Origin of the sequence: Marivita sp., assembly GCF_048006345.1 — a bacterium.
Lineage (GTDB): Bacteria > Pseudomonadota > Alphaproteobacteria > Rhodobacterales > Rhodobacteraceae > Marivita.
This window is the reverse complement of record NZ_CP180351.1, coordinates 1,380,567-1,401,521: the sequence shown is the minus strand read 5'-3', so window position 1 is coordinate 1,401,521 and position 20,955 is coordinate 1,380,567. Positions and strand designations below refer to the sequence as shown.

General features: G+C 61.7%; 19 protein-coding genes and 1 tRNA gene. 8 read left to right on the top strand and 12 right to left on the bottom strand.

Annotated features, from left to right (window positions below; genetic code table 11):
• Window positions 1–2: 2 nt before the first annotated feature.
• Window positions 3–1,337 (top strand): sigma-54-dependent transcriptional regulator, encoded by a 1,335-nt coding sequence (locus tag ACMVPR_RS06920; protein WP_416882247.1) that lies wholly within the window; start codon window positions 3–5, stop codon window positions 1,335–1,337.
• A 54-nt stretch (window positions 1,338–1,391) separates the two neighbouring features.
• On the opposite strand, the gene ACMVPR_RS06915 is transcribed toward ACMVPR_RS06920, so the two are convergent.
• Both ACMVPR_RS06915 and rocF read right to left on the bottom strand, forming a co-directional pair.
• A complete protein-coding gene (locus tag ACMVPR_RS06915) occupies window positions 1,392–2,441 on the bottom strand; it encodes an ornithine cyclodeaminase (RefSeq protein WP_416882246.1) in 1,050 nt (349 codons plus the stop codon).
• Between the two features lie 4 nt (window positions 2,442–2,445).
• Window positions 2,446–3,369: an arginase gene (rocF, locus tag ACMVPR_RS06910; RefSeq protein WP_416882245.1), complete on the bottom strand. Its 924-nt coding sequence runs from the start codon at window positions 3,367–3,369 to the stop codon at window positions 2,446–2,448.
• A gap of 117 nt (window positions 3,370–3,486) precedes the next feature.
• Here rocF and ACMVPR_RS06905 point away from each other — a divergent pair, with 117 nt between their 5' ends.
• Window positions 3,487–3,915 carry an Lrp/AsnC family transcriptional regulator gene (locus ACMVPR_RS06905; protein WP_416882244.1) on the top strand — a complete coding sequence of 143 codons (429 nt, stop codon included), beginning with the start codon at window positions 3,487–3,489 and terminating at the stop codon, window positions 3,913–3,915.
• Here the strand turns inward: ACMVPR_RS06905 and ACMVPR_RS06900 are convergent.
• Both ACMVPR_RS06900 and ACMVPR_RS06895 read right to left on the bottom strand, forming a co-directional pair.
• Window positions 3,912–4,379 carry a disulfide bond formation protein B gene (locus tag ACMVPR_RS06900; protein WP_300588932.1) on the bottom strand — a complete coding sequence of 156 codons (468 nt, stop codon included), beginning with the start codon at window positions 4,377–4,379 and terminating at the stop codon, window positions 3,912–3,914. The two genes, ACMVPR_RS06905 and ACMVPR_RS06900, sit on opposite strands and share 4 nt — an antisense overlap.
• Entirely contained in the window at window positions 4,376–4,954 is a 579-nt protein-coding gene (locus ACMVPR_RS06895; RefSeq protein ID WP_300588930.1) for a YqaA family protein, read from the bottom strand. Before ACMVPR_RS06895 ends, ACMVPR_RS06900 begins: the two co-directional genes overlap by 4 nt.
• 122 nt (window positions 4,955–5,076) lie before the next feature.
• Between ACMVPR_RS06895 and ACMVPR_RS06890 the strand changes: the two genes are divergently transcribed.
• Window positions 5,077–5,162, top strand: a tRNA-Leu gene (locus ACMVPR_RS06890).
• A 29-nt stretch (window positions 5,163–5,191) separates the two neighbouring features.
• Here ACMVPR_RS06890 and ACMVPR_RS06885 read toward each other — a convergent pair.
• The 5 genes from ACMVPR_RS06885 to ACMVPR_RS06865 form a co-directional block, all read right to left on the bottom strand.
• Window positions 5,192–5,914, bottom strand: a complete 723-nt coding sequence (locus ACMVPR_RS06885) for a class I SAM-dependent methyltransferase (protein WP_416882243.1) — start codon at window positions 5,912–5,914, stop codon at window positions 5,192–5,194.
• Between the two features lie 97 nt (window positions 5,915–6,011).
• On the bottom strand, window positions 6,012–6,332 hold the full coding sequence (locus ACMVPR_RS06880; RefSeq protein ID WP_416882242.1) for a c-type cytochrome: 321 nt from the start codon (window positions 6,330–6,332) through the stop codon (window positions 6,012–6,014).
• Between the two features lie 86 nt (window positions 6,333–6,418).
• Window positions 6,419–7,678 carry a DUF2201 family putative metallopeptidase gene (locus ACMVPR_RS06875; protein WP_416882241.1) on the bottom strand — a complete coding sequence of 420 codons (1,260 nt, stop codon included), beginning with the start codon at window positions 7,676–7,678 and terminating at the stop codon, window positions 6,419–6,421.
• The gene (locus ACMVPR_RS06870) at window positions 7,644–8,750 is read right to left on the bottom strand and encodes an AAA family ATPase (RefSeq protein WP_416882240.1); all 1,107 of its coding nucleotides are present in this window, start codon (window positions 8,748–8,750) and stop codon (window positions 7,644–7,646) included. Before ACMVPR_RS06870 ends, ACMVPR_RS06875 begins: the two co-directional genes overlap by 35 nt.
• The gene (locus tag ACMVPR_RS06865) at window positions 8,747–9,451 is read right to left on the bottom strand and encodes a hypothetical protein (protein ID WP_416882239.1); all 705 of its coding nucleotides are present in this window, start codon (window positions 9,449–9,451) and stop codon (window positions 8,747–8,749) included. The genes ACMVPR_RS06870 and ACMVPR_RS06865 overlap by 4 nt, the downstream gene beginning before the upstream one ends.
• A gap of 99 nt (window positions 9,452–9,550) precedes the next feature.
• Here ACMVPR_RS06865 and ACMVPR_RS06860 point away from each other — a divergent pair, with 99 nt between their 5' ends.
• The 4 genes from ACMVPR_RS06860 to ACMVPR_RS06845 are packed head-to-tail and all read left to right on the top strand — an operon-like array spanning window position 9,551 to window position 14,177.
• Entirely contained in the window at window positions 9,551–10,207 is a 657-nt protein-coding gene (locus ACMVPR_RS06860; protein WP_416882238.1) for an ABC transporter ATP-binding protein, read from the top strand.
• Window positions 10,204–12,600 (top strand): ABC transporter permease, encoded by a 2,397-nt coding sequence (locus ACMVPR_RS06855; protein ID WP_416882237.1) that lies wholly within the window; start codon window positions 10,204–10,206, stop codon window positions 12,598–12,600. The genes ACMVPR_RS06860 and ACMVPR_RS06855 overlap by 4 nt, the downstream gene beginning before the upstream one ends.
• On the top strand, window positions 12,590–13,630 hold the full coding sequence (locus tag ACMVPR_RS06850; RefSeq protein WP_416882236.1) for a lipocalin-like domain-containing protein: 1,041 nt from the start codon (window positions 12,590–12,592) through the stop codon (window positions 13,628–13,630). The genes ACMVPR_RS06855 and ACMVPR_RS06850 overlap by 11 nt, the downstream gene beginning before the upstream one ends.
• Window positions 13,623–14,177: a pyridoxamine 5'-phosphate oxidase family protein gene (locus tag ACMVPR_RS06845; protein ID WP_416882235.1), complete on the top strand. Its 555-nt coding sequence runs from the start codon at window positions 13,623–13,625 to the stop codon at window positions 14,175–14,177. The genes ACMVPR_RS06850 and ACMVPR_RS06845 overlap by 8 nt, the downstream gene beginning before the upstream one ends.
• 207 nt (window positions 14,178–14,384) lie before the next feature.
• On the opposite strand, the gene ACMVPR_RS06840 is transcribed toward ACMVPR_RS06845, so the two are convergent.
• From ACMVPR_RS06840 to ACMVPR_RS06830, 3 genes are all read right to left on the bottom strand, one after another.
• Entirely contained in the window at window positions 14,385–14,990 is a 606-nt protein-coding gene (locus ACMVPR_RS06840) for a nucleotidyltransferase family protein (protein WP_416882234.1), read from the bottom strand.
• Window positions 14,991–14,999: 9 nt separating this feature from the next.
• Window positions 15,000–17,405, bottom strand: coding sequence for a GcvT family protein (locus ACMVPR_RS06835; protein WP_416882233.1), 2,406 nt, complete (start codon window positions 17,403–17,405; stop codon window positions 15,000–15,002).
• A gap of 104 nt (window positions 17,406–17,509) precedes the next feature.
• Entirely contained in the window at window positions 17,510–18,262 is a 753-nt protein-coding gene (locus tag ACMVPR_RS06830) for an HpcH/HpaI aldolase family protein (RefSeq protein WP_416882232.1), read from the bottom strand.
• A gap of 182 nt (window positions 18,263–18,444) precedes the next feature.
• Between ACMVPR_RS06830 and ACMVPR_RS06825 the strand changes: the two genes are divergently transcribed.
• Complete coding sequence (locus ACMVPR_RS06825; protein WP_416882231.1) at window positions 18,445–20,859, top strand: GcvT family protein; 2,415 nt, start codon at window positions 18,445–18,447, stop codon at window positions 20,857–20,859.
• Window positions 20,860–20,955: the final 96 nt, after the last annotated feature.

Sequence of the window (20,955 nt, the reverse complement as noted above, 5' to 3'; positions counted from 1 at the left end):
CCATGGGCAAAGCCATGAAGATTGCCATTGTCGATGACGAAAAGGACATGCGCCAGTCGATCAGCCAATGGCTGGCACTGTCGGGCTATGACACCGAAACCTTTGCCAGCGCCGAAGAGGCGCTTGGTACTCTGGGAGCGGATTATCCGGGCATCGTGATCTCGGACATCAAGATGCCGGGCATGGATGGCATTCAGCTCCTCCGCAAATTGATGGGATCGGACAGCGCGCTGCCGGTCATCATGATCACCGGTCACGGCGATGTGCCGATGGCGGTCGAAGCGATGCGCATCGGGGCATTCGACTTTCTGGAAAAGCCGTTCAACCCGGACCGCATGTCGGACCTTGCCAAGAAGGCCACCAACGCGCGCCGCCTGACGCTCGACAACCGGGCGCTTCGTCGCGAGTTGGGCGACGGCACGCAGATGATGCGCAAGCTGATCGGCACCAGCCCCGCGATGGAGCGACTGCGCGAGGACATTCTCGATCTCGGGCAGGCCGATGGTCATGTGCTGATCGACGGCGAAACCGGCACGGGCAAGACGCTTGTTGCCCATGCGCTGCACGCCGTAGGCAGCCGGGCGGGCAAGAAATTCGTTCTGATTTCCTGTGCAGCGATGGACGAGGACACGCTGATCCGGCGTCTGTTCGGCCCGATGATGCCAGACGACACCCGTTTGCCGGCTGTCGAAGAAGCCCGTGGTGGGACGCTGGTGCTGGAAGATATCGAGGCGCTGTCTGATACCGCTCAGGCGCGACTGCTGACGATGATCAACGATCAGGGCACGCCGCCGGAAACCCGCATCGTCGCCATCTGCAACCTGCAGGACGAGGGGCGCACTTGCGAAGACGCGTTGCGCCCGGACCTCTATTACCGCCTCGCCGCGCTCAAGATCACCGCGCCACCGCTGCGCAACCGGGGTGAGGATATTCTCACGCTCTTTACTGCCTTGGCAGACCAGTTCGCGGATGAATATGGCTGCGATGCCCCTCAAGTCAGCGCGCAGGAAGCCGCGCAACTCTTGCAAGCGCCGTGGCCCGGCAATGTGCGCCAGTTGATCAACCTCGCGGAACGCGCTGTGCTGCAATCGCGTCGCGGCACGGGCACGATCGCATCGTTGCTGATGTCAGACCATGACGAGATGCAGCCTGTGATGACCACCGAAGGCAAGCCGCTCAAGGAATATGTCGAAGCGTTCGAGCGGATGCTGATCGACAACACGATGCGCCGCCATCGCGGGTCGATTGCGTCGGTGATGGACGAGCTGTGCCTGCCGCGCCGCACGCTGAACGAAAAGATGGCCAAGTACGGCTTGCAGCGCTCCGATTACCTCTAGGCGGGCAAGCCCTTTCCAAAGGGCTTGGGACGGATTTTCGAAAATCCGTCCCGGTCACCCAGCGGCGCGCATCAGCATGCCGTAAAGGTCGCGCGGGTTGTCCGGATCGGCAAGCAGGTCGAGCGGCAGGTTCAACCCAGTCTCGCGCGTCAAATCATGCACCACACGCAGGGCCGAGAAATCCTCGATCGCAAACCCCACGCTGTCGAACAGCGTGATCTCCCGCGCATCGCGACGGCCCGGCACGGCCCCGGTGATGACCTGCCAAAGTTCCGTCACCGGATGATCCGGATCCAACTGCTGGATCTCTCCTTCGATCCGAGTTTGCGGCGGGTATTCCACAAAGATCGACGACCGGTGCAGGATCGCGCTGGCCAGTTCCGTCTTGCCCGGACAGTCGCCACCGATGGCGTTGATGTGCACGCCGCTGCCGACCATGTTGTCGGTCAGGATCGTCGCGTATTGCTTGTCGGCGGTGCAGGTTGTCAGGATCTGCGCCCCTTCGATGGCCGCTTCTGCGCTGTGGCAGGACACCACGGTCAATCCCGTGCCTGCGAGGTTCGCCGCACATTTCACCGTTGCGGCCGGATCCTTGTCGTAGAGCCGCACCGTGTCGATCCCGCAGATGGCCTGCATCGCGATGCTCTGAAATTCCGCCTGCGCGCCATTGCCGATCATCGCCATCGTCTTGGCGTCCTTGGGCGCAAGGTGCTTCGCCGCCACTGCCGACATCGCCGCCGTGCGCAGCGCCGTAAGCAGGGTCATCTCGGACAGCAGAACCGGATAGCCCGTATCCATATCCGCGAGCAGCCCGAAAGCCGTGACGGTCTGCAGCCCTTCGGACGTGTTCTTGGGATGCCCGTTCACGTACTTGAACGCATAGAGCGCATCGTCTGCCGTCGGCATGAGTTCAATCACACCCACAGGGCTGTGCGCCGCGACACGGGGCGTCTTGTCGAACAATTCCCAGCGGCGGAAGTCCTCCTCGATGGCGTCTGCGATGCGGCGGAGCATGTTGGACAGGCCAACGCGATGCACCAGCTGCATCATGTGATCGACCGAGACGAACGGCACCAAAGCCTTGGCGGACGGTTGCATGGCCATGACCTCAGATCATCCGCGGTGTCGGACGGTCGAAGATGCGACGCCCCAACGCGGACGCGGCAAGGTCGACCATCAACTGCGCCGTGCGTCCCCGCTCGTCGAGCATCGGGTTCAGTTCTACCAGATCAAGCGAGGTCATCAGCCCGCTGTCGCAGAGCATTTCCATCACCAAATGCGCCTCGCGCACCGTAGCGCCACCGGGCACGGTCGTGCCCACGGCAGGGGCGTAAGCCGGGTCGATGAAATCCACATCCAGCGATACATGCAGCGCGCCGCTCGCCTTGGCCACATCTGCGAGGAACGGCTTCAGCAACGCCGCCACACCGGATTCGTCGATGGCGCGCATGTCGTAGCCGCGCACGCCGGTGCCTGCCATCAGCTCACGCTCGGGCAGATCGACGGAGCGCAGCCCGATGATGCAGGTGTTTCTGGGGGGAACAATAGCGGGCAGGGCGGGGAAGCCATCAAAGCCGCTTTGGCCCGTTGCATAGGCTAGTGGTGTGCCATGCAGGTTGCCGGAGGTCGTCGTTTCCAACGTGTTGAAATCGCTATGCGCATCCAGCCAGAGCACGAATTGCGGACGCCCCTCTTGCGCGGCATGCGCCGCAACACCCGGCACTGTACCGAGCGACAGAGCGTGGTCGCCGCCCATGAAAATCGGCAAACCCTGCTGCATGGCATCCTGCGCCGTGCGCATCAGCGCCGTGGTCCAACCGATGGTTTCCGACAGGTTTACGAGACCGTCACGTTCGGGAATGTCATTGGCATCCGGCGCGACATTGCCAAGATCGGTCACGCTGTGTCCCAAGGCGGTCATGGCGCGGGCGATCCCTGCGGTGCGGTAGGCATCGGGGCCCATCAGACAGCCTTTGCGGGCCTTGCCGCAATCCAAGGGTGCGCCGACCAATACGATGTTCTGTGACTGCATCAATCCTGTCCTCATGTTGCTTGAGTGGGATATAGGGCGCAGTTCGGGTGATCTAAAACTGGTCAAAGTGATCAATCCGAGATACTATTTATCATAATGTTGGACGGAAGGATCAAAATGGACAGCACGGACAAGAGGCTCATCTCGATGCTCCGCCACAATGGCCGCGCATCTGTGTCTGACCTTGCGACAACACTCAACCTGTCCCGCGCCACCGTTCGGTCTCGGCTGGACCGCTTGCAAGCATCGGGTGATGTAGTTGGCTTCACCGTGGTGTTGAAAGAGGACGTATCCCGCGACCCGGTGCGCGCCCTGATGATGATCGGGATCGAAGGGCGTGGGACCGACCGGGTGATCCGTCAGCTGACCAGTCTGCCGCAGGTGCGGGCGCTCCATTCCACCAATGGGCGGTGGGACGTGATTGCCGAACTGGGGACCGAAACTCTGGAGGCGCTGGACGACGTGCTGTCCCGCATCCGCAAATTCGACGGGGTGTCCCAGTCGGAAACGTCTCTTTTGCTGTCGACCCGGAAAAGCGGCGCTTAGGCGGGCCTGCGCGCCGCCGCGATCCACAGACCCATCAGCACAAGCGAAATGACCATGTTCCAGCTGGCCATCGACAGTCCGAACATTTCCCACGGCACCTCGTCACAACGCACCAGCGGCGCGTTCATGATCTGATCGAAAAGCTCGTCCGTGGACAGGCCGCCGATGGGCCCGGATGTGCACGTGGTCGGACCCTCCCACCAGCCGCGCTCGACCCCTGTGTGATAGGCGCCGACCGCAGCAGTGGCGAACGCGGCCAAAGCGCCAAGCCATGCTACTGCGGCATTGCCGAACCGCAACGCGACCGCACCAAGAGCAATGGCGACCACATGCGGATAACGCTGCCAGATGCAGAGCTTGCAGGGTGGCAAACCGCCAATGTACTGAAACGCAAAGGCACCCAGCATCAGCGCCAGAGACCCTCCGGCAGCCAAAAGCATCAGCATCCGACGGTTCACCGTCATAGGAACTTCACCACGTAAAACCCTCCGAGCAAGAGCACGACGAAGAGCGTGAACATCAGCCCCAGTCGCTTTTCGATGAAGTGCCGAACCGGCTCTCCAAACGCCCGCAACAAACCCGCTACGACAAAAAACCGCAAGGCCCGCGCGATCACGGATGTGACAACGAAAGTGGTCAGCGGCATCGCCGTCCAGCCGGACATGATGGTGATGACCTTGTAGGGGAACGGGGTCACACCTGCGATCAGCACCGCCCAGAAGCCAACCCCGTTGAAGCGGTCGTTGAACGCCGCCATCGCATCGGCCTTGCCCAAGGCGCTGAGGATCGGCTCTCCGAGTGTTTCGAAGAAGAAATACCCAATTGCATAGCCCAGCATGCCACCCAGCACCGACGACACGGTGGCCACCAACGCGATCAGCCACGCCCGCGACGGCCGCGCAAGGATCATCGGAATCATCAAAACGTCAGGCGGAATCGGAAAAACTGAGCTTTCGACAAAGGCCACAACCGCAAGCACCCAAAGGGCGCGGGGATGGTCGGCCAAGGACATGGTCCACTGGTACAGGCGCTGCAGCATGATGGCTCCGAATGCGGGTTGTCTGGCTAAGACCACGCACGGCTGGACGGGTCAAGTCCACAGCTTTGACATGCATTTTTGCGCTGGACGAGGAGAATGAGCTTGGGTAGGGATTGCGCGAGGCCCAAGTGGCGGAATGGTAGACGCAGGGGATTCAAAATCCCCCGCTGGCAACAGCGTGCGAGTTCGAGTCTCGCCTTGGGCACCACCTCATAAGACCTTTTCAACCGTGTCGCGTCACGTCACGAGAAGAACCTTGTGGCCGGGCAAATCCAGCAGGCTGGGGTGATCGGCATCAACTCTTTCCGCCAGACCAAGCTGAAGGATTTGGCGCATGGACATGCGAACAGGCCCCATGTTCGTGTCGTCCTGCAACAGAAATGCGCCTTTTGGCATCAACGGCTTCAACGCCAGAAATTCGCGCAGATGCGTGTCTTTCGACCCGTCCAGATGCAGAAGGTCAATGGTCTCGGACGGGTTTTCGTCCGCGTATTTCGGCAGTTCGACCAGCGAGTTCCCGGTGATAAAACGGCAACGCCCGGGGAAGGCATGTCTCAACCAGGCAAAGGCCGCAGGCACATAGATGTCGACACGCGCCCAGGTCGGGGACAGCTGCTTGCAGATATCCACCCCGGTCACGCGCAGAGTCGGGTTCGCTGACAGAGCAAGGTAAAGGCTGTGACCGCCGTTCACGCCAACTTCGAACAGATGCGCCGATTGGCGGGCGAGCCAAAACAGGTTCCTCCGCTTGCCATCGAACCGTTCGAGAAGACCCTTGTGCTGATAGTCCGGATCTCGATGCGCATAGAAAAGGTTGCCATTGAGTTCAACGTGCTGCCCCCAAAGTGACAGCGTGTTGGCCAGATGCGTATTGAGGTCGTCCAGACCTGCGGTCCAGGCGCCACAGGCCAGCATGTCATCATAACTCTCGTAAGTCGGCAATTTAAGGTTTTCAATCAAGGGTCACTCGCTGGTCTGACGCATATGCCGCGTCGTTTCCATCTCGGTTACATGAAGCGCGCCGTCAAAGCGGCGTCTTGGTGATTGCTGTATCCGCTCAATCCTCGAGCGAGGTGATATAGGCGACCATGTCGTCGATATTGCCGCCGATCATGTACTGGGTGTAGCGCGGCATAGCGGCATGAATCGGTTGCTCAATCCGTGCTCGGATCTGCTCGGCCGACCGATAGACCGCGATGGCAGCAAAGCTGGGAGGCTCCAGTTTGAAGGGGCCGCCGCGGTCGATCACGTGACAGGCCACGCAATATTCCTCGGCGATCTGCTGTCCCATTGTGACATTGCCGTCCTGCGCAGTGGCGGCGCCAGACAGGACCGTCAGAAACAGGGCGAGGCCGTAGCGAAAGCTGCGCATGGTCATGGTCTCCTCCGTCGCTTTGGGTCGCTCTGGGATCACGCTACGCCTATATGGTCTGTCCGGCAAAGGTTTTGGCAGCCGCTCCCGCGCTATCGTGTCATGAGGATCAATGCTCCGTAAGCCGGAGGCCGGGGCACCGGCGAGGGGACGGCCCAGATCACCTCATGTCGCGGGGCCGGAGGCAATGGCGCATCAAGGTCGGTCAGGACGATCAACAGCGACGAATCGAACCTGCGGCACATGTCGAACACGGGCGCGAAATCTGTCCCTCCGCCGCGTCGGATCTGAAGTTGCTGCAACGCATCGGCGCTTTCGAGCCGTGTCTGGCTGTGCAGCGTTGTGTCGAACCCCCAAAGGTGCAACTCAGCTTCGCTGCGCCGCCGGATGCCAAGGACTTCGGCCGCGAAGAGGTCCAATTGCGTGTCGGTCACCGAACTTGACGTGTCGAGGGCGATCACGATCCGTGGGCGGCGCTGGTCGCGGGCCAATCCGGCCTGAAATGCAGGGGATGGGGCGCCTGCCGCACGAGCCAAAGCTTCTTGCGCAACCCAGCGTGCGGCAGGGCGTTTATAGGACAGGCGCGGGACGTCACTGACGGCCTTGAGCAACAGACGCCGCAAATGCCGTTCCCAAGGGACAGCGGAGTTCGGCAGGTCCCCGAACCGGATCAAAGCAGGACCGATGCCGACACCTGCCGAGCGTCCCAACTCCAAAGCCTGTTCGGCCCGTGTGGCCCACACATCGCTTTCGGTTTCAAACGATCCTTTGCTGGACAGATCCGGTGCGAACCGACGTTTGAGCATGTAATCTTCGACCGCCGGGTTCACCTGAGACGGGTCGCCGTCCAACGGTGCCGCAAGTGCGTGGTACAGACGGTCGGTGTCCCACTCGGTCAGGATGTTTGGCGCGACCGTATCGAGGCCCGGCAGCAGGTCAATCAGCTCTTTTGCGCGGACGGCGGGACGGGGCAGCGCATGTCCCCCCGCCAGCAGCGCCTCGTTGACCATGGCATCTGCCGCCAGCGTGTAAAGCTTGTGCTTGAACCTGCGCCCCAGTCGTGCCGCCATGTCCGCCTGACGCGCGGAATGGCGGAGTGCGACATGCAGCACATGATGCGCCGCAAGACCGATCTGTTCGGGTGGCGATAGTTGCGTGAAGGACGGCCCGTAATATATTGTCTCTCCATCGGTTTCCGTCGTTCCATCATGGTCTCGATGCGTGCACCAAAGCGCCAGCGCGGCTATTGCCGGGTCCACGTCACCCATCTGGGCCAAAGCCATTCGCGCGCGTCGGCTGTGTTGCCCTGACACCGGACTACAGCGCCCCGACCTCGGCCCGCGCCTTGGCATAATCGGCGTAAGCCTCCGATCCCCGGAACGCCTCGTGCAGACCCTGCGCCAGCGCTTTGCGGATCAAGAGCTCGAATCCAAAGCTCGATAATTCGCCCAAGGGCAGCGCCTGCACTTGTTCGGATTTCAGCGTGCGCATATCCGCCATCACGTCAATCACATCGCGGATCGTGTCGGCATCGGTCTGGGCAACCAACCCATAGATCAGCCCGACCAGCCCGTTCAGAGATTCGGGATATAGGTCCATCCGCTGTCCACGCGGGGTGGCGAGCATGTCCTGCACCGTCACCATCGCATCCAGTTCATCCGCCACGCGGGCAAACTCGGCAGCCGGGGCCACGCCGATGGTTCCCGCCACCATCGTGCCCCGAATACGGCGGTCGGTCACCGCCTGCATGATCTGGCTCACCCGTTCCCACGACCGGGGCGTGCAGGCGATCATCTCACCACGCCGCAAGCTGTCCTCGGTGGTGTCCAGCAGATCAGGTCGCGACCGCAGGAAGGCCGTGACCGCCAGGTGCAGAGAGTGATCTACCGCATATCTCTCAAGCCAGTCCTTGGCGTTGGCGGTCACATGAAGATGTACCAATCGGTCCGACAGGGCCGTGCCCATCTCGTAGGCTACAGCGCCGTCTTCGACCGTGTTGCCCGCAGCGACGATGAATACGCTGTCGGGCAGGGTATGTCGCCCGACGCGCCGTTCTTGCAGCAACCCGTAAACCGTGGGCTGCAGATAGGGCGAGGCTGCGGTCAACTCGTCCAGAAACAGCACAGCAGGCACGTCTGGCTGATCTGGCAAATCCTCGGGCCGATACCACAGCGTTTTGCGGGTTTCGTGATCGTAATAGGGCAGGCCGCGCAGATCCTGCGGTTCAATCGTTGTCAGCCGGATATCGTAAAGCTGCGCACCGATCTGGGTTGCAAGCGTCTGGACAAGCTGCGTTTTGCCCACACCGGGCTTGCCATGCAGCATCCACAATGCGGTCAGTGCACCGCTGCGCTGCGCCTCCCAAGCTGCTTGCAACACTTCCAATGCATCGCCTGCGGAAACGGTCTGCGCGTTCACGCTCATGCCGGGGCCTCCTGCGGTGCGGGTCCGTCCAGCAAGGCCGCCAACCGGGCATGACCCGAGACGCCCCGCGCATCAAAGCTTACGAATCGCAAAAACACGTCTTCGCGCAGGTTCGCCCTGTGCAGCATCCGTTCGGTGAACTCGGAATCAAAAAGCTCAGCCGAAATCAAATCCCGTTCCTCCGGCGCCAAAGGCAGGATGCGCGGCTTGCCCTCGCGGGTCTGCACCGACACGAGTGTCAGGGGGGTGATATGCGCCAGTTCTGACTGCTCGACCACCAGCATCAATTCGCCGCTGGTCTGCCCCCGCAGCGCGGCCAGCTTGGTCAGCACCCGCCGCGCGCGGAAATTCAATGTATCCAGCGCTCGTGCAGCCTCGTCCTCGTCCATCAGCGTCTTGCGCTTTTCGGCCGAGACCCGCAGCACCTTCATCTCGAAAAAGCCGATCACGATGATCATCGCCACCGGAGCCTGCGAAATCGGTAAGGCCAGATCGCGCCAGATGAACATGGCGACCACGAAGGGCGACAAGGCAATGAAATAGCGCAGCGGCTCGTTCTCGATAATCACCCGCGCAGACAGCGCCGCGCCACCGCCCTTGGGCAGGAACGCGATGCGATGAAGCACCTTGCGTGGGACCGATCCGGTCTCAAGCGCTTTGGGATTCCAGACCGTTTCTGGTGATAGGATAAACGCACTCATGGCACCCGAGGTAGCACCGCAATCACACGCGGCAAAGTGCGGCGGTGCTTTTTATACGTCCGGGCTTTTCCTTTCCGTACCGCGTGATAGCTCAGGCACATGGTGTTGACTGTCAAAGACGTGACCAAATCCTTTCCCGCAGCGGATGGGGACGCGCCCGTGCTGCGCGGTGTGTCGTTGTCGCTTGAGCGTGGGGAAACACTTGCCCTGACCGGAGAGTCCGGCTCGGGCAAAAGCACGCTTCTGCATCTCATCGGGGGGCTGGACCGCGTCGACAGCGGGTCTATCACCGTCGGCGGTCGCGAGATCACCACGATGAACGACACTGACAGGGCCGCACTTCGGCGGTCCGACGTGGGTGTGATCTTTCAGCAGTTCAATCTCATCCCGTCGCTGACGGTCGAAGCGAATATCGCGTTTCAGGCGCGCCTGGCAGGTGCCTTTGATGCCGACCAAGCGGCGCGGCTGTCCAAGGCGCTTGGCCTGACCGAACATCTGAACAAATACCCCGAGGCCCTGTCTGGCGGTCAACAACAGCGCGTCGCCATCGCCCGTACCTTGACGGCCCGGCCCAAGCTTGTGCTTGCGGATGAACCGACCGGCAATCTCGACGAAGCCACCTCATCCGAAGTGCTGGGGCAAATGCTGCGCCTTGTACGCGAAACCGGCGCGGCTTTGTTGATCGTCACCCATTCCCAAAGCGTGGCGCGCCGGATGAGCCGCCATGTGAACCTCAGCCAGGGACACGTGGTGTGATCCCAACCGCGCTGACAGCCCTTTTGTCCCATTGGCGCTGCAACCGGTTGCAATTCTTTGCAATGATTGCAGGGCTGGCTTTGGCAACCGCGCTGTGGTCTGGTGTGCAAGCCATCAATGCCGAGGCGCGCGCGAGCTATGACGCGGCAGCGGCCACTTTGGGTGAAGGGCAGTTCGACCAGCTTTTGCTCCGAACTGGCGAGAGGATTGACCAATCCACCTATATCGCGCTGCGCCGTGCCGGGTGGCAGGTATCGCCCGTGATTGAGGGCCGGTTGCGCGTTGAGGCGGGCAGCGTGCGTCTGGTCGGCCTCGATCCACTGACCGCACCGGGCACCATCGCGCCCGTGGGGATGCAGGATGACTCCAACCTCGACGATTTCCTGACGCGGGGCGTTCTGTTCGCAGCACCGGATGTGGCAAAGGCGCTTGAAGGGACGGTGTCACAGCGGGTCATCGCCGACCCAAGCATCGCGCCGGGTGTCGCGCTGTCGGATATCGGTGTGGCGCAGACCCTCCTGTCAGCAGAGGGCACGCTCAGCCGCCTCATCATCGCACAGTCACAACCGATTGGTCTGCCTTCTTTGGCAGAGGTTGCGCCCAGCCTTGTCCGCCAGCCAGCGCAGGATACGGGCGCAAACCGGCTGACAGACAGCTTTCACCTGAACCTGACCGCCTTCGGTTTGCTCAGTTTTGCCGTTGGCATCTTCATCGTACACGGCACCATCAGCCTCGCCTTTGAACAGCGCCGCAGCATGGTCCGCACGCTCCGCGCTTTAGGAGTGCCGCTCAATGTACTGATTGGGTTGATAATTTCGGAGTTGGTGGTGTTCGCGCTGCTGGCTGGCGCCATTGGGGTGGCTCTGGGATACGTGATCGCAGCCGTTCTTTTGCCAAACGTGGCCGCGACCCTTCAGGGGCTTTATGGCGCGTCGGTTGCGGGCACGTTGCAATTGCGGTCCGAATGGTGGCTTTCGGGTATGGCAATCGCGGTTGTCGGCACCGGTTTAGCTGCCGCAGGCGCACTTTGGAAGATTGCGAAGATGCCGATACTGGCCAGTGCGCGGCCACGGGCCTGGGCTGTCGCCTCGGGGGAAACCGCTTGGCGGCTTGGCGCGTTGGCGGCGCTGCTCTTTGTCGTGGGCGGCGCTATCGCGATCTGGGGGCGGGGCCTGACCCTTGCTTTCGCGCTCTTGGCCTGCCTGTTGATCGGTGCCGCTCTGATCCTGCCGCTCTTGCTGCGTGGGGCGGTCTGGTTCGCAAACCAGCGCGCGCGCTCTGCGATGTGGCAATGGTTCTGGGCCGACACGCGCCAACAGGTGCCGGGGTTGAGCCTCGCCTTGATGGCGCTCTTGCTGGCAACGGCGGCGAATGTGGGCGTGTCCACGATGGTGTCGAGCTTTCGTGTGACCTTTGTCGATTTCCTTGATCAACGGCTGGCACCCGAACTGTTCATCCGTGTGGAAGACGAGGCGCAGAGTCTGGAAGTCGAAGCGATCTTGCTGTCTGAGGCCCGCGAGGTTCTGCCGCTCCTGTCGACCGAGACCGAGATCGCTGGCGTGCCCACCGACCTGTTCGGTGTCCGCGTGGGTCCGACCTACAGAGAAAACTGGCTGTTTCTTGAGGACACGCCCAATGTCTGGGATCGGGTTGAGGACGGTCGCGCAGTTGTGGTCAGTGAGCAACTGGCCCGTCGTGCGGATGTTTGGACCGGGGACCGCTTGGTCATCTCGTCAAACCTGATTTTGCCGATTGCCGCCATCGTGGCCGATTACGGCAACCCGCTGGGACAGGCGCTGATTTCGGAAACTGTGTTCCGCGACCTGTATCCGGATCTTGTGGCGACCTCTTTCGGGGTGCGCACAGACGATCCGACCGCGCTGCGTGACAGGTTGACGGCAGAATACGGTTTGCCCGAAACCGCCATCACCGATCAGTCGCGGATCAAGGCGTTCTCTTTGGGCGTGTTCGAACGCACCTTCACGGTCACGGGCGCTTTGAACATTCTCACACTCGCGGTCGCCGCATTCGCCATCCTGATGAGCCTACTCACCCTTGCGTCGATCCGGGTGCCGCAGCTTGCCCCTGTTTGGGCTTTGGGGCTGACCCGGCGCAAACTGGGGCAACTTGAACTGATCCGCGCCGTGGTGCTTGCGATGGTCACAACCCTTCTGGCAATTCCGCTCGGGTTGATGCTGGCTTGGGTGCTGCTCTCCTATGTCAATGTCGAGGCATTTGGCTGGAAACTCCCGATTTATCTCTTCCCCGGCCATTATGCGCTGCTGACCCTGTTCGCACTGCTCGCGGCGGCGCTGGCCGCGCTCTGGCCGGCCATCCGGTTGGCGCGCACGCCGCCATCGGCTCTGCTCAAGGTGTTCGCCAATGATCGCTAGGGCGCTTCTCTTGATTCTGTGGCTGCCGCTTCAGGTAGCCGCGCAGGGATTTGCAGGGCTGGGCACCGATGCCGATGGCTTTGCCGTTCCGACACCCAACCCGGTGTTCGATTTCCCGCAGGATCATGGCGCGCATCCCGACTACCGGATCGAATGGTGGTATCTGACCGCCAACCTCACCGGGCCCGACGGCACCGCCTATGGCATCCAGTGGACGTTGTTCCGGTCTGCCTTGGCACCCGAAACACGCGAGGGCTGGTCCGATCCGCAGGTCTGGTTCGCCCATGCTGCCGTTACCACGCCCGACAGGCATCTTGTGGCCGAACGCATCGCACGCGGCGGGATCGGGCAGGCGGGTGTCACGGTGGAGCCTTTTGCAGCATGGATCGACGATTGGCAGATGGCAGGACCGTCCTTCGACGACCTGCGCTTGACCGCGCGTGGTCAAGCCTTTGCCTATGACCTTAGCTTGCAAGCCAATGGGCCACTGGTCTTTCACGGCGAGGGTGGGTTTTCGGTCAAGTCAGCGCAAGGGCAGGCCAGCTATTATTACTCTCAACCGTTTTACGAGGTGACGGGCACACTGACCCTGCCAACAGGCGACGTGCCTGTCACTGGGTCGGCATGGCTCGACCGGGAATGGTCGTCGCAACCCTTGGCGGACAGCCAATCGGGCTGGGACTGGTTCTCGCTCTCCTTCGAAAGCGGAGACAAGTTGATGGGCTTCCTGCTGCGCGAGGACGATGGCACGTCGTTCTCCTCGGCCACATGGATCGCGCCGGATGGCATGACAACGGCCTATCCTGACGGGGCCTTCGCGGCGCAGCCTGTGACCTGGCACGACGTTGCCGGGCGAGAGGTGCCAACGGAATGGGCGGTGCAACTACCTGACAAGGGCATCGACGTCACCGTCACCGCTCTGAACCCCGATGCCTGGATGGCGGTGTCCATTCCCTATTGGGAAGGGCCGGTCACCGTCCAAGGCTCTCATACGGGGCGCGGCTATCTGGAGATGACAGGCTATGAGTGACCCGCAAGACCTTGCCGCCTTTCTCGACCTCGGCTGGCAACGCCTGACGCGCGGCGTGGTGGACCGGCATGCTGCTGCGCGCCACCCGGTCTTTGCCACCGTATCGCCTGAAGGTGCGCCCGAAGCTCGCACGGTTGTTCTGCGGGGGGCCAGCCGACGCGATGGCACCGTCGAAGTCCACACCGACGGTGGGTCGGACAAGGTCACGTCGCTGTGTGCCAACCCTCGCGCTCAACTGATGGTCTGGGATGAAAAAGCCAAACTGCAACTGAGGTTATCCACACGCGTGTCCATTCATCAAGGCGAGGATGTCGGTGATCGCTGGCAAAACGTGCCAGATGGTTCGCGCATCGCTTACGGCGCATCCCCGAAGCCCGGCACTCCGATCCCAAATGCCCATGCATACACCAAGCTCGCCAGTCGCGACTGGTTCACGGTGCTGATCTGCCAAATCGAATCGATTGAACTCATGCAGTTGATCGATCCGCACAGACGCGCTGTTTTTAGCGCGGACGACAACTGGACTGGAGAATGGCGCGTTCCCTGACGTCAGCGATCCGGTGGTCATCGAAGTGCTTGGTCACAAAACGGTCATTTTTGACTTGCTTTGAAGTGTTTCTTGAGTAGTGTCTTGCTCACCGACTAAAGTATCGGCGAATTTATAGCCGATTGCGCCCGAAAGTGGCAGCGATTGGACAGAATGGGACGGTTGGGGAGAGCCGTCCCATTTTTTTGTCCGCAAACTTATCCACAATCACCGGTCAGGGTTGTTTGCCCGCCAAACCGTCCACGCGTCGGGCGTATCCAGATCGGTCAGCGCGTTTTCGCCGGGTAGAGCGACACGGATCAAACGGTGGCGGTTGGCCTGCAGGATCGCCCGCGCACCCGCGTCTCCGGTCAGGTTCTGGAACTCCGGCATCAGGTCTGTGGGAAAAACGACCGGGTGACCCGGCGTGCCATCGGCGCCAGTCGCCTGAACCAGAAACGCGCCGCTGGCATCGCTGAACGCCTGTATAACATGGCGCAGATCGTCTTCCGTGAGGTCGGGCATGTCGGCTGGCAAGATCATCACACCTTCAGCCGTGTCCGGCACCAAGGCTCCGGCGCGCCGTAAAGAGGCGGACATGCCATCTGTTGCATCGGGCACCGGGATTTGCCGAACCGACAAACCCTCCAAGACGCCCGCGCGCGGATGGGTGAGCGAGGGCAGGGTGACGATCACATCCCCGCTCACCGTCAAAGCCCGTTCTGCAACGCCGCGCAAAAGGGGGTTTCCGTCCACAGGTTCCAGCAATTTGTCACGGTCGCCCATCCGGCGGCTGGCCCCGGCTGCGGGAATCACAAGTGTTATCTGGGTCATGCCCTCAGTCTAGCCGCGCATTTGCGCCCCGTCAGCGTCGTAGAGGGGAGTGGTGATGAGCGTCGCGTCACACATCTCGCCCAATATCTCGATCTGCGCTTTTTGACCGTCCTGTGCATAGCTGCGGGGGATCAGGGCCAGTGCGATGGATTTGCCCGCATGGTGCGAATAGCCGCCCGACGTGCAGAAGCCCTGCACAGCCCCATCGATCCAGATCGGCTCATAGGCGTTCACATCGGCATCGTTTACGGCCACCTCAAATGCGCACAGCACCCGGTCCGGCGGATTGGCGCGTTCGGCCTCAGCGGCGACCCGTCCGATGAAATCGGCATTCTTTGACCACGCGATAAAGCGGTCCAGTCCGGTCTCTCCGGGTGTGTAATCCGGCGAAAACTCAGACAGCCAAGACCCAAAGAACTTGTCCAGCCGCAGCGACATCATCGCGCGCATGCCGAAGGGGCGCATGCCAAACTCCTGACCGGCCGTCCACAGCGTGTGCCATAACTGCCGCTGCGCCACTGGTTCGCAGTAGATCTCGTACCCCAGACCAGCCGTATAGCTGACCCGCTGCACAAGGCAGGGCGTCATGCCGACGGTCATCGGACGTACATCCATGAACTTGAGGTCCGTCGCATCGCGTGTGACAGCCTCCAGCACCTTGCGGGCATTCGGCCCCGCGATCTGGAACCCGGTGAGCTGATCCGACACGTTGCGGACGGTGACGCCCTCGGTAGCGTTCTGTTCAAACCAGCGCATGTGATAGGCCTGCGCGCCGTAGCTGGCAGTGAGTTGGAAATGGGTGTCCGACAGGCACGAGATGGTGAAATCTCCGATCAGCCGGCCTTTGTGCGACAGCATAGGCGTGAGCGACAACCGCCCCGGTTTCGGCACCCGACCTGCCATAACGCGGTCGAGCCACTCGCGCGCGTTCGGCCCCGTCACTTCGTACTTGCCGAAGTTCTGAACCTCATTGATTCCAACAGCTTCACGGACGGCCTTCACCTCGCGCGCAGTGGCCTCCCATGCGTTCGAGCGGCGGAAAGACGGGGTTTCATACCGCGCTTCATCCCCTTCTGCGAAATAGTTGACCACCTCCAGCCCGAACTGCGCGCCCCAGACCGCGCCCATGTCGTCGAAGATGTCATACATCATCGTCGTGCGGTTGGGCCGCGCGGCGGGCAGCTCTTCGTTCGGGTAGCTGACGGAAAAGCGTTTCTGGTAGTTTTCGATCACCTTGGGCAGGGTGTAGCCGGGGCTGATCCAATCCCCAAACCGCGCAACATCCATCGCCGACACATCGCGCTCACATTCCCCTTCGATCATCCACTGCGCCAGCATCAGGCCGACCCCGCCACCCTGGCTGAAGCCCGCCATGACACCGCAGGCCGACCAGTAATTGCGCAGTCCTGGCACCGGGCCAACCAGCGGGTTGCCGTCCGGCGCAAAGGTGAACGGCCCATGGATCACCGATTTGACGCCCGCGCGTTCCAGCACCGGGAAGCGCTTGTAGGCAAAGGCGATGCTGTCCTCGATCTTGTCGAAATCGTCGGGCAACAACTCATGCCCAAAGGTCCACGGCGTGCCATTCACCGCCCAGGGCCGGCAGGGCTGTTCGTAGAACCCGATGCAGAGCCCGCGCCCCTCCTGACGCAGATAGGACTCGCCCGCCGGGTCCATCACATGCGGATGCTCGCTGTCCCGTTCGTAAATCTCCGCGATCTCGTCGGTGACGATGTACTGGTGTTCCATCGGATGCAGCGGCAGGTAAACGCCCGCCATCGCGCCCACTTCGCGCGCCCAAAGACCACCCGCATTGACCACGTGTTCGGCATGGATGGTGCCCTTGTCGGTCACGACGTTCCATGTCCCGTCCGGGCGCTGCGTGGTTTCCTGCACCATCACATGGGTTTCGATGGTGGCCCCACCCATCCGCGCGGCCTTGGCATAGGCATGGGTTGTACCCGACGGATCAAGGTGCCCATCGAGCGGATCGTACAAGGCGCCAAGGATACCCTCCAGATTGGTGATCGGCGCGATCTTCGCGATCTCCTCCGGCCCGACGATCTGTGTATCCAATCCCATGTAGCGGTGCTTGGCCCGTTCGGCGAGCAGCATGTCGAACCGGTCGCGGTTGTCGGCCAGCGTGATGCCGCCCACATGGTGCAGCCCGCAGGACATGCCGGTGATCTCTTCGAGTTCCTTGTACAGCCGGATCGTATAGCCCTGCAGCGCGGCCATATTGGTGTCGCCATTCAGCGTGTGAAACCCGCCCGCCGCGTGCCAGGTGCTCCCCGAGGTCAGCTCGGACCGTTCTACCAGCATCACGTCCGACCAGCCGAGCTTGGTCAGGTGATAGAGAACGGACACTCCGACGACGCCGCCGCCAATGACACAGACACGAGTGGTGGTTTTCATTTCGAGCCCCTCTGAACGTTTGTCGCAAATCTGTTGTGCAGTACTGCGCCAAGCCTGTCCGTTACCGACACCTCATGTCGCAAGCGGCCCGGCATCCTCGATTGTCAGTCCAACAGTTTGCAAAGGTCCGTGGCATTTGCCCGAAGTGCCAGAACATCGAACCCGCCGATCCCGCGATACCCCTTGGCGAAAAGCTCTTTTGCATGTTCAGACGAGGTTATGTTGCTGATCAGCGGGACATTGTTCTTACGCGCCGCCTCTTCGATTTTGCCGATTGCTTCCAGCAATTTGGGATGGGTGAACTGTCCCATGACGCCTAGGTCGACGGTCAGGTCGAACAGCGCTGTTACCGCACAATCGACGCCCTCGACTGCAAGAATGTTATCGATGTTTTCGATAGCCTCGGCGGTTTCGATCAGCAGACAACAGACCAACTTGTCTTCGGTATCCGCTGCGAAGGTCGGCATTGAAGATCCCCAGCGGGACTGGGCGATGAAAGGACCAAAGCCGCGTGTGCCGTTGGGCGGATAGCGCAGGGATGCCACCGCGCGGCGTGCATCATCAACGGTACGGACCAACGGGAACACGATGCCTTCGGCCCCAAGGTCCAGCATCCGCTTGACTTGCGTGGTGTCATTCTCGGCCACCCTGACCAGCGGGGCGCATTTTGTTCCAGCAGTGGCGGCGATCATGGCATGTACGCTGGCGTGGTCCAGCGCGCCATGTTCCATATCGATGATGACCGCATCTGCTCCTGCTGCGGCGACAGCCTGACTGACCACAGCGGAAGGTATCGTGCAGACGTAGAACAGCATCCTGTCCTCCGTATCGCGCAGCCGTGCCTTGAGGTTCGCCATGTCCGACTCCTGTCTGAAATTCACCTCCATGGTTGCCGATCTTCCTATCCATTGCTACTGGCATCGCACCGCCGTCCCGAGCTGGTCTAGATGACCATACTGCGACGGGATATGTCGGGTTTGGACGAGTGGCGCGAGCTGATAGGCCGCAGGCTGCCCTAAAACGACATCCAAGGTGACCCATGAAAACCCACGCTCAAGCCGTTGTCATCGGAGGCGGCGTCATCGGCTGTTCGATTTTATACCATTTGGTAAAATTGGGCTGGACCGATGTCGTGCTCTTGGAACGCGATGAGCTGACCAGTGGCAGCACATGGCATGCCGCGGCCAACATTCACGGGCTGCATGACAGCACGAACATCAGCCGGATCCAGCACTATACGATGAGCCTCTACAACCAGCTTGAGGCCGAGACCGGCCAAAGCTGCGGCGTGTTCCAGCCCGGATCGCTTTACCTTGCCCAGACCGAAGCTCGCGAACACCAACTGCGCCTGCAAGCAGCCAAGGCCAAGCTCTACGGCATGAACTTCCACGAGGTCAGCCGCGCCCAGGCCGAGGCGCTGCACCCGCTGGTGAACTTCGACGGCATCCGCTGCATCATGTATGAACCCGACGGCGGCAATGTGGACCCGTCGGGCGTGACCGCCGCCTATGCCGCAGGCGCGCGCCAGCAGGGGGCCGAGATCCACCGGTTCACTCCTGTCACAGCGACCGAGCAGCAAACCGACGGCACATGGATCGTCCGGACGCCCAAAGGCGACATCCGTACGGATTGGGTGATCAACGCGGCTGGTCTCTGGGGCCGTGAGGTGGCTGCGCTTGCAGGGATCAAACTGCCGCTTTTGCCCACCGAACATCAGTACTTCGTGACCGAGGCCATCGCAGAGATCGAAGCAATGGACCGCCGTCTGCCCTCGGTCGCAGACCGGGACGGCGAATACTACCTGCGGCAGGAGGGCAAGGGCCTGCTGGTCGGAGCCTATGAAAAAGACGTGCGCTTCTGGGCCGAGGATGGCACGCCGCAGGGCTTCGGGCATGAACTCTTTGCCGATGACCTGGAACGGATCGAACCCAACATGATGCGCGCGATCGACCGCGTGCCCGCCGTGGGCACAGCCGGGATCAAGCGGGTGATCAACGGCCCGATGATCTGGTCGCCGGACAGCAATGTGCTGCTGGGTCCGGTGCCCGAAAAACCGGGCTATTTCTGCTGCAACGGCATCATTCCGGGGTTTTCGCAATCCGGCGGTATGGGCCTGATGGTGGCGCAATGGATCATCGAAGGCGAGATGCAGTACGATATGTTCGCCTGGGACATCGCGCGCTTTGGCGATTGGGCGGATGCCAAATTCACCAAGGCGCGGGTGGGCGACCAGTACGCGCATCGGTTCAAAATCCACTTCCCCGGTGAGGAACGCGCGGCTGGTCGTCCCGTGCGGACGCGCCCGGTCTACGAGATGCAAAAAGACATGGGCGCGGTGTTCGGCCTGAACTACGGTTGGGAACACCCGCTGTACTATTCCAAAAACGTGGCGGACAGCGCAGGCTTCACCCGCCAACCGTGGTGGGATGTGGTGGGGCAGGAGGCCCGCACGCTTCGGGACAAAGCCGGGATCATCGACATTTCGAACTTCGCCAAGTACCGCGTGACAGGGCCGGGGGCCGAGGCTTGGCTCAATGCCGTCTTCGCCAACCGGATGCCGCAAGAGGTCGGGCGGTCCTGCCTAACGCCGCTGATCGGCAAACGCGGCGGCATCGCGGGGGATGCGACGGTCACAAAGCTGGCCGAAGACGAATTCTGGATCATCAGCTCCGGCATGGCCGAGCGTTACCAGAAACGCTTCTACGACGCGGTGCCGCTGCCTGACGGCACTCTCTTCGAAAGCCTGACCAATGAGTGGTGTGGCTTCAACGTGGCGGGGCCAAAATCCCGCGATCTGATCCAACATCTGACGAACACGTCGCTCGACACGGCAGACTGGCCGTTCATGCGTTCTGGCTGGATCGAGATTGCAGGCGTGACGGTGATGGCCCTGCGCGTGTCCTTTACCGGCGATCTGGGCTGGGAGCTGCATTGCCGCGCCGAGGATCAGCAGACGCTCTACACAGCCCTTCTTGAAACCGGTGTCGAGTTCGGCGCAGCCCCGGTGGGCAGCCGTGCCTTGATGAGCCTGCGTATGGAAAAGGGCTACGGATCATGGGGCCGGGAATACAGCCCCGAATACTGGCCGCAGGAATGCGGGCTGGACCGCCTGTGCCGCAGCGACACACCCTATCTGAACAGCGCCGCGGCATTGGCCAACATGACAAAACCCGCGCGCGAAACCATGGTGCTTTTGGCGCTGAATGCCGAGGATACGGAAGCGTCCAACGCCGATGCCACTGGCGGCGAGCCGATCTTCAAGGATGGTGTCGGCATCGGGCGGGTCAGTTCAGGGGCCTACGGGTACCATGTCGGCCAGTCGCTGGCGCTTGCATTCGTCAAACACGGCAGACCCGGTGAAGAGGTCGAGGTGATGGTTCTGGGCCGCCCACATCGGGCTGTGATCCTTGACCGACCACCTTTCGACCCCGAGGGAACAAGGCTGCGCGCCTGATCTTCTCTGGTTTCTAAATACTTTGGGGGAGGCCGCCGAAGGCGGGCGGGGGCGTCGTCCATAGGGCTTGAACCAATGGCGCATCAATGGACGACC